Below are 12,999 nucleotides of genomic sequence, written 5' to 3'. Positions count from 1 at the left end.
AAGCTTTTCAACAATAAAATAATCTATTATGAAAAATAAATTTATATTTCTTTCTTCCTGTCTGTTAAGCGCGATGCTGATGTTTTCGTGTAAGGATAACATTAAAGAGACTAATGAGGAAACGCCGGAAGTTACCGCTCAAAACGATACCGACTTTAGACCGGCTTTTCATTTTACTCCCAATGAAAACTGGATGAACGATCCTAACGGGATGTTTTTCCTTAACGGAACTTACCATTTATTCTTTCAATATTATCCTGAAGGAAATACCTGGGGCCCTATGCATTGGGGTCACGCTACCAGTAAAGATATGATTAAGTGGGAAGAACAGCCCATAGCACTGAAGCCCGATGAACAAGGCTATATTTTCTCGGGAAGCGCGGTAGTAGATACTGAAAACACATCTGGCTTTGGGGATGGAGAAACCGCGCCGGTAATTGCGATGTTTACCTATCACGATCCTAAAGGAGAAGAAGAAGGCCGGGAAGACTACCAAACCCAGGCCATTGCTTATAGCCTGGATGAAGGAAAAACTTTTACTAAATATGAAGGAAATCCAGTAATTGAAAATCCCGGGATTCGTGATTTTCGCGATCCAAAAATAACCCGCGATGAAGTACACGATCAATGGGTTATGGTACTTTCTGCGGATGATATAACGATGTTTTATACTTCTCAAAATTTGAAGGATTGGGAATTAGCTTCTGAATTCGGCAAGGGGATAGGTGCCCATGGAGGAGTTTGGGAATGCCCCGATTTTATACAGATGAAAGTGGAAGGATCTGAAGAGAAAAAGTGGGTTTTGATCCAAAGCTTAAATCCGGGTGGTTTCAATGGAGGCTCCGGGACTCAATATTTTGTGGGTGACTTTGATGGAAAGACCTTCACTTTAGATGATTCTATGCAGGATTTGGGTGAAGATCATCATTACTGGTTGGATTTTGGAAAAGATAATTATGCCGGGGTAACCTGGGCCAATATTCCAGAAGAAGATGGCCGGCATTTGTTTATTGGCTGGATGTCTAACTGGCAATATGCAAACGAAGTTCCCACCGAAACCTGGAGAAGCGCCATGACTATTGCCAGGGAAATTAAACTTAACAAAACAGGAGATACTTACCGTATAGTTTCCACTCCTGCAGCGGAACTTCAAAATTATAAGGGTGAAAAATTCACTAAAAGTACTGTTTCAGTTGAAGGGAAAACGCAAATAGCAACTTCAGAAGAAATAGATATTTCAAATTCAGTGATCTCCTTTGAAATACAGGATTTAAAAGATCAGGAATATCATTTTAGCCTTTCCAGTGAGGGAGATGATGTTTTGAAATTTGGCTACGATCATAGTACAGAAGAATTTTATTTAGATCGAAGCAATTCTGGTCTGACCGATTTCAATGAGAATTTTGGTGATAAAGTTTCAACAGCACCACGACTTTCAAAAGATTCAAATTTAAAAGTAAAAGCGATAGTAGATAATATGTCTATAGAACTCTTTTTCGACGATGGTGAAACCGTGATGACTGAAATTTTCTTTCCGGAGCAGCCTATTAGAAACTTTAGTGCTGAAGGAAATGAATTCAATTTAAAGAATCTAAAAATTAATCAAGTAAACCTCAACTAACCCATAACCTATGAATTCCAAATTATTAATACTATTTCTTTTACCCCTTTCTATGTGGGCACAGGGAATAGACGTATCAGGAAATGTGATTTCTGATGATGATCAAATGCCATTACCCGGAGTTGCTATTCAAGTGGAAGGAACAAATGAAGGTGTGATTACAGATTTTGATGGAAACTATATAATTGAAAACATTGATCCCCAGGCTACTTTAGTCTATAGTTATTTAGGTTTTCAAACTAAAAGAGTAGCTGTAAATAATCAAACAAATATTGATGTTTCGCTAATTGTGGATGATCAGCAACTAGATGATGTGGTGGTAACGGGATACACCTCTCAAAGGAGAACAGACATTACAGGAGCAGTATCTGTAGTAGACATGGATGAATTAAATAAACAGCCCGAACCAAATCCTATTAGAGGATTACAGGGGAGGCTTCCTGGAGTTCAAATAACTTCAGATGGTTCTCCCAGTGGTGCAAATACTCAGGTAGTAATACGTGGAGTTGGTACTCTTAACAATACAGACCCTTTATATGTGATTGATGGAGTTCCTACAAAGGCCGGCATGCATGAATTGAATCCGAACGACATTGAATCTATACAAGTATTAAAAGATGCTTCTTCTGCAAGTATTTACGGTTCCAGGGCTTCCAACGGGGTAATTATTGTGACTACCAAAAAAGGTAAAGAAGGTAGAATGCAGGTTAACCTTAATACTTATGTTTCAGCCTCGAATTATGCTAACAGACAGGATGTACTTAATGCAGAGCAATATGGTCGTGTTCTATGGCAGGCACAGGTTAATGACGGTATTGAACCTAATTCTAATAACCTGAGATACCAATTTGATTGGAATAATAATGAAAATGGTGGGGCGGTTCTAAACAATATTATTGTACCTGAATATCTAGATGAGGAACAAACTTTACTATCAGCGGATACGGATTGGTTTGACGAAATTTCTCAAACAGGCTTCGCACAATCTTATGATTTATCTGTCTCGAATGGAACAGAAAAAGGGAACTATCTTTTTTCCCTTGGATATTATGATAACCAGGGAATTGTAGAAACTACTGAATTTAACAGGATTTCCGCGAGAATGAATAGTAGCTATAAATTATTTAATGACCGACTGGAAATAGGGGAAAACTTCACCTTTAATAAAACTAATGAGATCGAAAATCCAGGAGTTTTGGACCTGGTATTGAAAGCATCTCCTATTATTCCTGTTCGAACCGCAGATGAAAAAGGATGGGGAGGACCAGTTGGCGGGATGAACGATAGGCAGAATCCTGTACGTTTGTTGGAATACAATAAGGATAACGGTTATGAATATCACCGAATATTCGGGAATGCCTACGCCGATCTTGAAATTATTGAAAATTTGCATGTAAGAACAAACCTGGGAATTGATTACAGCAACTTTTATCGTCGTTCACTTCAGAGAAGTTATAAATCGGGTTATTTGCAAAACGATGAAACTGCAGTGAATATCGAAGATTGGAAAAGCTTAAAATGGACCTGGACTAACACGGCTACTTACGAGTTAGATATGGAGAAGCATAACTTGAATTTGCTCGCCGGAACAGAGATGTTTAGAGACGACTATAAAAATATAAATTTAAGAAGAGAAGGTTTTATTCTTGAAACTCCAGAATATATGTATCCAGATGCGGGAAGTGGAGAAGCCTATAATGGTGGTTCTGCCACTTCATACAGTTTACTTTCTTTCTTCGGGAAAATAGATTACACTTTTGATAGAAAATATCTGCTTTCGGGTACCATACGTCGAGATGGCTCTTCAAGATTTGGGGAAAACAATCGTTTTGGAACTTTTCCCGCTTTTTCTGCCGGTTGGCGTATTAGTGAGGAAGATTTCATTCCGGATAACTATTCATTCCTATCAGATTTAAAACTTCGTCTTGGATGGGGACAAACAGGGAATCAGGAAATAGATAACAACGCTATTTACTCATTATATGTTTCAGATTATGCCGGAGGTGATCCCACCTGGGGAACTTCTTATGGAACTGCTTACGATCTCTCTGGAGCCGGTTCTGGTTTATTGCCTTCAGGTTTCAGAGGAATTCAGTTAGGAAATGACAATTTGAAATGGGAAACTACTACCCAAACCAATGTTGGGCTTGATTTCGGCTTCTTCGGGTATAAATTATTTGGAAACATTGATTACTACTTCAAAGAAACTGAAGATATCCTGGTATTACCTCCATATCTTGGGACAATAGGTGAAGGTGGAAATAGATGGGTGAACGGAGCTTCTATGGAGAATGAAGGCTGGGAATTTGCACTAACTTATCGTGATAAAACCGAGGGAGATTTCAGCTATGAGATTTCTGCTAACATTGCTACTAATAGAAATGAAATAACTTATCTGCCAGAGGAAGTACAGAACAATTATGGCGGAGATGGTGGTGAAGATAATATTCTCGGGAGACCTATTAACTCAATGTATGGTTATGTTACTGATGGTTTGTTCACTTCTGAGGAAGAAGTAATGAACTCTGCGGAACAGGCAGGGAAAGGTCTTGGCCGTATCCGTTACAGAGATTTGGATGGCGATGGTGTGATTACCGATGATGACCGTACCTGGATAGGAATACCACATCCAGACTTTAGTTATGGATTTAATATTACACTTGGATACAAAAATTTCGATTTTACATCTTTCTGGCAAGGGGTTGGAAATGTAGATGTGATCAATAACCGAAAATTTCAAACAGATTTTTGGAGTGTGGATGACGTAGGATCGAATAAAGGAACCCGGCTTCTTAACGCATGGTCTCCAGAAAACGTGAACTCTTCTGTTCCGGCTCTAACAACTATTGATGATAACGCCGAATCGAGATTTTCAACTTTTTATGTTGAGAATGGAAGATATCTGAAATTGAGAAACTTACAAGTTGGATATAGTCTATCGGAAGAACTTCTGGAAAGAATGAATTTCACCAATGCAAGATTATACGTGAGTGGCCAGAATTTACTAATGATAACTTCTTCAGATTTTACCGGAGTTGATCCTGAAAACGCAGGATGGGGTTATCCTCAACCACTTACACTAACTCTTGGCTTAAACCTATCACTTTAATAACATCAAACTCTTTATTATGAAGAAAATAAAATATTTACTAGGCATAGTTCTTCTAACTATTTCTACTGCCTGTTCAGATTTTCTAGAGGAAGAACCTTATGGAGTATTATCTGAAGAACAATTAACAACTCCAGAAAATGTAGATGGTTTTGTGACCTCAGCTTATGCTGCATTGGGTAATGATCATTATGACATACCCTTTAGTCTTTGGCCTTATGGAAATGTCCGCTCTGATGATGCTTACAAGGGGGGAAGTGGTACAAATGATATACAGGTTTTTCATTTTTTTGAAGTATCAGAGAACATAAGAACAGATTTTGGTGAACTGGATGCTTTCTGGTATAACAGTTTTATTGCTATTTCCAGGGTAAACAAAGCTTTGGCTGCATTAAATCAAATCGACGAGGTAGAATTTCCTGAGAAATCCACAAGAATCGCAGAAATGAAGTTTTTAAGAGGACATTTCTATTTTATGTTAAAAATAATGTACAAATATGTTCCATATGTGACAGAAGATATCCCAGTGGAAGAATATGGAACAATCTCTAACCGGGCTCTTAGTAATGACGACTTATGGAGTGCTATTGCAGGTGATTTTGAGGCCGCAGCACAGGTTCTTCCTTCTTCTCAGCCTCAAGTTGGGCGTGCAGATAAAACAGCAGCATATGCATATTTGGCAAAAACACGACTTTATCAGGCTTATGAACAGGATGAAAACCATAATGTAGTAAATATTAACCAGGAAAGATTGCAGCAGGTTTTAGATGCAACAGAGCAGGTAATGGGAATGCACCAACTTGAAGAAGATTTTGCCTATAATTTTCTTCCCGGTAGTTTTGAAAATGGGCAGGAAGCAGTTTTCTCCATTCAGTTCTCCAATAACGATGGTACCCTACATGGAAGACTAAATTATTCTGATGTGCTTGCTACTCCACAGGGAATTGGATGTTGCGATTTCCATAAACCAAGCCAGAACCTTGTAAATGCCTACAAGGTTGATGAACAGGGATTACCTCTTTTTTCAAATTATAACCAATCTAACCTTGACTTCAACAGTCTGGAGAATTACAGGGTTGACCCTCGATTATACCACACTGTAGCAATACCTGGTCTACCCTGGAAATACGATCAGGAAAATATTTACCAGGAAAACTGGGTTAGGTCTCCTAGTACGTATGGCTATACAGCCTCCTTAAAAGAGAATGTAACTGAAGATTCGGAATACCTTGTGAATATTGATCCTTTTTATGGAAATTCTAAAAACAGGATTGAGATTCGATATGCTGATGTATTGTTGATGAGGGCGGAAGCTTTAATTGAACTTGGAAGACAAAATGAAGCTCTTCCTCTGATTAATGAAGTTCGGGAAAGAGCTAATCAAAGTACGACTTTAATATCTTCATATGCTACTAATACTGGGATAAGTCCTTATTTAGACGGAGAAAACATCAACTGGACTCAGGATGTAGCCCGTGAAGCCTTACGTTGGGAACGCAGGTTAGAATTTGCCATGGAAGGAAACCGTTTCTTTGACCTTGTAAGATGGGGTATTGCAGAAGAAACTTTAAATAAATATTATAGTGAAGAAGCAGAAGAGGCTACGTACTACGAAGGCGCCTCTTTTGATGAAGGTCGGGAAGAATATTTACCCATCCCACAGGCCCAAATAAACTTTAGTCAGGACGTATATGTACAAAACACAGGCTACTAAAACATTATAATTATGATGCACTTTAATAAAATAAAAGCTACATCATAATTTATTCAGTAGAAAACCGGCGAGTAAAACTGGTGGGGCATACTGCAGTGGTTGGTAGGGATAATCTTTTCTACGTAGTTTGTATACCAATAATATTGATGGGCTACCGGGGCCAAAGAATTAAGTCTGGACTTTATAGTCCTTTTCAGAAAAAAATAAGTTTAATAAGATGGTAAATAGAAAAGCCGTTTGCTTCGGCGAAATATTATACGATGTATTCCCAGACCGGGAGAGAATTGGCGGTGCACCGCTTAATGTGGCTTCAAGGTTATCGGGATTAGGAATTTTAACAGAAATGATTAGTAAAGTGGGAGACGATGAAAAAGGCGAAAAGCTAATCTCTTATCTGGAATCAAAGAATATTAAAACTGAAAATATCTCCAAAGATTCTAATTTCACTACCGGTGTTGTAAACGTAAAACTTTCAGAAAGCGGTTCGGCTACTTACGAGATTGCACATCCTGTGGCCTGGGATAAAATTGAAATTTCAGAAGCGATAAAAAATTCGGTGAAAAATGCTGATGCTTTTATCTTCGGAAGTTTAATTTGCCGCGATGAGGTTAGTCGTAAAACACTTTTTGAACTTCTGCCGGAAGCAAAGTACAGAATATTTGATATTAATTTACGTCCGCCGTATTATGAAAAGGAAGTTTTGGAAAAACTAATGGAGCAGGCAGATTTTATAAAATTCAATGACGACGAATTATTTGAAATTGCTGAAATGATGGGTTCTAAGCACAATTCGTTAGAACAAAACCTGCATTTTATTTCTGAAAAAACCAATACCAAAACTATTTGTGTAACTAAAGGTAGACACGGTGCAGTTTTGCTAAAGGATGGGGTGCGCTATTATAATAGTGGTTTTAAGGTTAAGGTAAAAGACACGGTAGGCGCGGGAGATTCATTTCTTGCCAGTTTAATCGCCGGATTATTAAAAGAAGAAGAATCGCAAAACACCCTGGATTTTGCCTGTGCAGTAGGTGCTCTGGTAGCTGGGAAGGAAGGTGCGAATCCCGAAATTTCCGGGGATATTATTAAAAAATTTATGTTTCCTTAAAAACAGTCGTATTTGATTTTTAATCAAAGAGATGGCCAAAAATTAATTTCGAAATTCTTAACGGTTCCTGCCTTTTAAAAAAAATACTATCTTGAGTTTCTTTTTAAAAGAATATGCAGCAATTTGCCGATATTTTTATGCCCCTCTCTATTGCTCTAATTATGTTTGGGATAGGCCTGGAATTATGTTTAAAAGATTTTAGAAGGGTTTTTGCTCATCCCAGAGCTATTATTACCGGTCTTGTTTCCCAAATATTTTTATTGCCGCTTATTGCTTTTCTATTAATTTTTTTCTGGCCCATAGATCCTATATATAAAATTGGAATTATGTTGCTTGCCGGCTGTCCCGGGGGTACCGCTTCAAATCTCGTGACAAAAATGCTGAAAGGAAGAGTGGCACTTTCGGTTTCACTTACGGCTTTTAATAGTTTGATTATATTGTTTAGTATTCCGCTGGTAATTGAGTTGAGTTATGCGGTGTTTGGAAATAATGGAGCTAAAGTCCAACTGAGTTTTGGGCAAACCATGGGAGACGTTCTCTTAACTGTAGTTTTACCTGTAATGAGCGGGATTCTAATAAACGAATTATACGGGCATAAGTTCGGAGAAAGTTTTCATAAGGCTTTACGCTATATTTTACCGGGGATAATGCTACTCGCTTTTATTGTAGTTATTTTCTTTGACGAAAATCAAAAAGGGGTGGAATATCTAAAACATTTAAACCTTCTAATTCCCCTAATTATTTTGAATTTCGCTACAATTATAGCCGGTTATTTCGCAGCCAGGCGTATGAAATTAAAACATAGCGCTGCTTACACAATTGCGGTAGAAATGGGCTTGCAAAATAGTGTGTTGGCGCTATTTATAGCCAATCAGTTATTAAAGGATCAGGATATTAGCCTGGTGGCTATTTTATATGGTAGTTTTTCGCTAATTATAACTTTCCTGGGAGGATGGATTCTTAAACATTACTTTGGAAAAGAGAACATTGAGAAAATTTAAATAAAAATGCCGGCCACATAAAGCTCAAACAGACCCTACTCAGTTTTATGCTTTTGCAGCCGACATGTTTTAATTGCCAAATTAAAATAAGTTCAAATACAGATCTATTTGTACTTATGTGTCCCGAATTTAGAGCTTTTGTTACTTAGTATTTTACGGATTTCCGTAATTACAAGTTAACCTTCTGAGAGTGAGAAGTATAAAAATTTATTTTTTCTGAAGTAAATATTTCGATTTCATTTAATTCCCTTAAGCTGAATGAAAATTAAAATGAAATTTGAAGGAATTTTATACGGAATATGGTTTTTTATTTCTTCGGTTTCTCTTACTTCTTAAGCAAGTTTTAAATACTCCGCGGTGCGCTATTTTTAATTGAAAGATCTTTCCTGTATTTAAATTTAACTGCGTTTTCAGAATATTTCAGCAGAAAAAACTTAAGTTGTATCTATGGTAAGACCATACTAACTAAACTGAAAATTTACTCATGAATAAGCTTTTTGATGACGATAATATTAAACTCAATTTGCCGGTAAAAATTAGCTACCGGGTTTTAAAAGATGTACTTCAGGAAAAATTAGTGGGAGAGCAAATAGGAATGGAAGATTCTAAAGGCACGGTAAAAAATTATGCCGAGGTATTGGGCGCCAATCTAGGTAAAAGTCAGGAACCCAATTTTGATCTTTCCCTCACTTTAAGACTGAAAACACTCACCACACTTTTTAAAAATAAGGAGGTTACTTTGTTAGTCCATTTAAGACTGGGATTTCATGAAGTAGAGCAGGTGGTAGATGTAGAAGAGTACGAACTGGAAGGCCAAAGTAAAAGTTGGCTTATGGATAATTCTCTTGAAACCCTGGCCAATACTTTAATTTATAAAAAGATTAAAAATAAAATGAAGCTGGATCTCAAGCCACATATTAATGAACATTTGGGAAAAGCAAATAGAAAGCTGGGAGACGAAATGGAAGCTGCCCCGGGAGTATTCCTCTCAGGAAATGTAAACACGCTAAAAGTTGCCGAAATAATCCCCGGAGATAGTTTGTTATTAATCCTTTTGGAAATTAGTGCCTATGGTTTTGTGAACGTAAAAGAGATTAAGCTTTAGGTTCAAAAACTTCAAGAATTTCTTCTAGCGCCATAGATCTGGATCCTTTTACTAAGATGCTGCAATTCTTTAATTCAGCCAGTTGTAGGTGCTTTTTAATATTTTCGGTATTCTCAAATTTTATAATGTTTGCCCTATTGGTAGTCGTTTTTTTGAACTGTTTACCCACAAGGTAGATTTCAGAAATATCAGCATTTTCAAGGTAATTTACCACAACCTGGTGTTCGGTTTCTGAAGCCGTACCAAGTTCTCCCATATCACCCAAAACAGCAATTTTAGTAGTATTGGTTTTTGAATAATTAAAGTGCTGTAATGCTGCCATCATACTGGTAGGATTAGCATTGTAAGCATCTAAATAGATCTTATTTGAATTTCGTTCTATTAATTGCGAACGGTTGTTGGAAGGAACATAATTTTCTATTGCCTCTTTTATCTCGTTAAAGGGAACTTTAAAATATAGACCAACACAGAGCGCAGCCGCCATATTCTTTGCGTTGTAACTTCCGCTTAATTGACTTTTAAACTTAGTATCGTTAAAGATTAACTCAGCAGAATCAGAGGTGTCGGGATAATCTACTTTTACCTGGGCTTTTCTATTATTTCCGAAGCTAAAAGTATGTTTATAATTTATTTCTAACCTTTGCACTTCATCGTCAAGGTTTAAAAATATCAGTTTTTTGTTATCTTTTAGGTGTCGGTATAATTCGGTTTTTGCCTGTATCACACCAGCTAAGCTTCCAAAACCTTCAAGATGTGCTTTTCCAAAGTTGGTGATAAGTCCATAATCTGGCATCGCAATATTTGAGAGAAATTCTATTTCGCCGGGATGGTTAGCCCCCATTTCAATTAATCCAATCTCCGTTTCTTCATCCATTGCCAGTAGACTAAGTGGCACTCCAATATGATTATTTAAATTCCCCTGGGTTGCGGTAACAGCATATTTTTTTGAAAGCACATTATATATAAGTTCTTTGGTGGTAGTTTTTCCGTTACTTCCCGTAATACCTATAATTGGAATACTTAAAAATTTTCGGTGAAATTTAGCGAGGTTTTGGAGCGCTTCCAGAGTATTTTTTACAACGATGTACTCTTTATCATTTAGCGCGGCTTCCTTATTATCTACAATGGCGCAAATAGCTCCTTTAGCAATTGCCTGTGCTGCAAATTCGTTGCCGTTAAAATTTGCTCCTTTTAAAGCGAAGAAAATGCTTCCTGGTTCAATATTTCGGGTATCGGTAGAAATTCCTGTACTTACCAGGAATCTTTGATGAATTAATGCTGTTTTCATATTTAGCGTTTTCTAAGTCTGAAATTAAGTTATTCCAGGGCTTTAAAATTAAAGCTATAAAAAAAGCCCTAAACAAATAGGGCTTTTATCATAATTTTTAGAAGATTAGAATTTCTAATTTCTTGCTTTTTTATTGTCATCTAAAGATTTTGAACCAACTCTGGACATTGCATTTCTAAATCCAATATAGTCGGTTGCCATATCTTGTGGGAAATATCTACGTTGTGCCGGGTCTAGCCAGTAAGCACGATCTCTCCATGAACCACCTTTGTAAACTCTAACTTCGTCACTAATAAGGGTAGTTCTGTCTGCAGTGTCATATCCACGTCTTGTTCCCGTAGTATCTGTAGTATTTGCTACATTATAAGTTGGGGAGTTATACATACGTTCCGATTCTTCGTCTGCTTGCTGAAATGATTGATAATAACGGCTAGAGCTCTTATCACCATCTCTAAAGTTGCGTTGATCACTATCGGTGTAGTTGGTACGCATATAAGTATCTTCTTCGGTAACTGGTATTTGAGCAATGTCTCCCGGGTAAGATCTGGCAACCAGTCTACCGGTGGCGAGAGTATCAAATTCAATTTCATCTACACCAACTACTTTTACAGAACCGTCTTCGTTAATAGCGTGTTTTGTATAAACATTCCCTCTATAGTAGTTGAAATCGTTAAATTCATCATCAACTATTGGTCGGTATACATCGGCAACCCATTCGGCTACGTTACCGGCCATATCATAAAGACCAAAATCGTTAGGCTCGTAAGATTTTACTTCAGCGGTAATATCGGCGCCATCATCACTCCAACCTGCAATTCCTCCGTAATCTCCGGCACCTTGCTTAAAGTTAGCTAATTGGTCTCCCTGTCTTTTTACATCACCAGAGCGAGTATATTGACCATCCCACGGATATTTTTTTCTTCCTCTGTAAACATTATAATCTCTAATTCCTACTAAAGCAGAGGCGGCATATTCCCACTCAACTTCAGTTGGTAATCGATACTCGGGAAGTAGAATTCCGTCTTTACGTTGTACATAAGTTTGCCCACCAAGAGCATTTCCTTCTGCATCAGTATTTTGATTATCTATCATGTCCTGAGATGCGTCTCCTCCCTGGCTTATTTCGGTATTTCCACCGTATGCCTGACTTGGTGCGTTTAAGTAGGTTTCGGTATTAAATGTAGTACCGGCTTGAACATCGGTATAACGGGCTCCTTCTTTAGTGTAGCCGGCTTCCTCCAGTAATAATTCGTTTACCCTATCGGTTCTCCATTTACTAAATTCAACAGCTTGTACCCAACTTACTCCAACTACAGGATAATTTCCATAAGCAGGATGACGTAAATAGTTGTTTACCATTGTTTCGTTGAATCCTAATCTATTTCTCCAAACAAGGGTATCTGGTACTGCACCATTATAAATATTTCTGAAATTTTCCTGGGTAGGAGGGAAAACTTTTTTCAACCAGTCCAGGTATTCCATATACATCATATTGGTAACCTCTGTCTCATCCATATAGAAGGACTGTACATGTTGCTGGGTAGGAGTATTGTTCCAATCGTGCATAACATCGTCCTGCACCTGCCCCATAGTAAAGGTTCCTCCTTCAACAAAAACCAGCCCCGGGCCGGCTTCCTGTTCCTTATAATCTGTGTTATATTGAAATCCGCCTTCATCTGAATTAATGTCCCATCCAGTAGCTCTGGAGTTGTCTTCATAGTCCCGGGAATTATTACAGCTTAGTAAACCAACGCCAAGAACGAGGGTTAAAAAGGCTCTAAAAGCAATATTGATTCTCATATTCATCATCTCTTTTGGTAGAAATATTAGGCTTTGCAATATAGTAATTAACGCTAAAAGTACAAGTTTATTTTATGTTCTCTCAAAGGCTTTGGTTTTCTTTAAAACCCTGATGCCCTTAGCACTTAGGCTAGACAAAGCTCTTTTTGATTTCCTGTGTACCGTTAATTTTTGCTCCCGGTAAAGCAGGAAGCAGCAAAATTAATTGTTTTTTATTTAACTGAAGGTTACTGTACTTAAAAAAGTAGCTAAAATT

At 37.5% G+C, this 12,999-nt stretch carries 8 protein-coding genes; 6 read left to right on the top strand and 2 right to left on the bottom strand.

The annotated features are described in order from the left end of the window. The first annotated feature begins 28 nt into the window (after positions 1-28). The 6 genes from B4F31_RS07260 (at position 29) to B4F31_RS07235 (ending at position 9,655) form a co-directional block, all read left to right on the top strand. Positions 29-1,621 (top strand): glycoside hydrolase family 32 protein, encoded by a 1,593-nt coding sequence (locus B4F31_RS07260; protein ID WP_093306072.1) that lies wholly within the window; start codon positions 29-31, stop codon positions 1,619-1,621. Between the two features lie 10 nt (positions 1,622-1,631). Beyond that, the gene (locus tag B4F31_RS07255) at positions 1,632-4,730 is read left to right on the top strand and encodes a SusC/RagA family TonB-linked outer membrane protein (RefSeq protein ID WP_286760983.1); all 3,099 of its coding nucleotides are present in this window, start codon (positions 1,632-1,634) and stop codon (positions 4,728-4,730) included. Positions 4,731-4,749: 19 nt separating this feature from the next. Further along, positions 4,750-6,444, top strand: coding sequence for a RagB/SusD family nutrient uptake outer membrane protein (locus tag B4F31_RS07250; RefSeq protein ID WP_286760982.1), 1,695 nt, complete (start codon positions 4,750-4,752; stop codon positions 6,442-6,444). A 217-nt stretch (positions 6,445-6,661) separates the two neighbouring features. Continuing rightward, on the top strand, positions 6,662-7,549 hold the full coding sequence (locus B4F31_RS07245) for a carbohydrate kinase family protein (RefSeq protein ID WP_286760981.1): 888 nt from the start codon (positions 6,662-6,664) through the stop codon (positions 7,547-7,549). A gap of 113 nt (positions 7,550-7,662) precedes the next feature. Continuing rightward, positions 7,663-8,550, top strand: coding sequence for a bile acid:sodium symporter family protein (locus B4F31_RS07240; RefSeq protein WP_075324998.1), 888 nt, complete (start codon positions 7,663-7,665; stop codon positions 8,548-8,550). 484 nt (positions 8,551-9,034) lie between these two features. Beyond that, positions 9,035-9,655, top strand: coding sequence for a DUF4403 family protein (locus B4F31_RS07235; RefSeq protein WP_286760980.1), 621 nt, complete (start codon positions 9,035-9,037; stop codon positions 9,653-9,655). Here B4F31_RS07235 and B4F31_RS07230 read toward each other — a convergent pair. After that, positions 9,645-10,943 carry a UDP-N-acetylmuramoyl-tripeptide--D-alanyl-D-alanine ligase gene (locus tag B4F31_RS07230; protein WP_286760979.1) on the bottom strand — a complete coding sequence of 433 codons (1,299 nt, stop codon included), beginning with the start codon at positions 10,941-10,943 and terminating at the stop codon, positions 9,645-9,647. The two genes, B4F31_RS07235 and B4F31_RS07230, sit on opposite strands and share 11 nt — an antisense overlap. A gap of 114 nt (positions 10,944-11,057) precedes the next feature. Next, on the bottom strand, positions 11,058-12,743 hold the full coding sequence (gene gldJ, locus B4F31_RS07225) for a gliding motility lipoprotein GldJ (RefSeq protein ID WP_075327856.1): 1,686 nt from the start codon (positions 12,741-12,743) through the stop codon (positions 11,058-11,060). Positions 12,744-12,999 lie beyond the last annotated feature (256 nt).

Source organism: Salegentibacter sp. UBA1130, assembly GCF_002311535.1.
Taxonomy (GTDB): domain Bacteria; phylum Bacteroidota; class Bacteroidia; order Flavobacteriales; family Flavobacteriaceae; genus Salegentibacter; species Salegentibacter agarivorans.
The sequence above is the reverse complement of the archived record's forward strand: the minus strand, read 5'-3'. Positions and strand labels throughout refer to the sequence as shown.

Excerpts from the sequence above, each read along its gene's own strand:
- gldJ (WP_075327856.1), bottom strand. The coding sequence starts at position 12,743 with ATGAGAATCAATATTGCTTTTAGAGCCTTTTTAACCCTCGTTCTTGGC.
- B4F31_RS07245 (WP_286760981.1), top strand. The coding sequence starts at position 6,662 with ATGGTAAATAGAAAAGCCGTTTGCTTCGGCGAAATATTATACGATGTA.
- B4F31_RS07240 (WP_075324998.1), top strand. The coding sequence starts at position 7,663 with ATGCAGCAATTTGCCGATATTTTTATGCCCCTCTCTATTGCTCTAATT.
- B4F31_RS07255 (WP_286760983.1), top strand. The coding sequence starts at position 1,632 with ATGAATTCCAAATTATTAATACTATTTCTTTTACCCCTTTCTATGTGG.
- B4F31_RS07260 (WP_093306072.1), top strand. The coding sequence starts at position 29 with ATGAAAAATAAATTTATATTTCTTTCTTCCTGTCTGTTAAGCGCGATG.
- B4F31_RS07250 (WP_286760982.1), top strand. The coding sequence starts at position 4,750 with ATGAAGAAAATAAAATATTTACTAGGCATAGTTCTTCTAACTATTTCT.
- B4F31_RS07235 (WP_286760980.1), top strand. The coding sequence starts at position 9,035 with ATGAATAAGCTTTTTGATGACGATAATATTAAACTCAATTTGCCGGTA.
- B4F31_RS07230 (WP_286760979.1), bottom strand. The coding sequence starts at position 10,943 with ATGAAAACAGCATTAATTCATCAAAGATTCCTGGTAAGTACAGGAATT.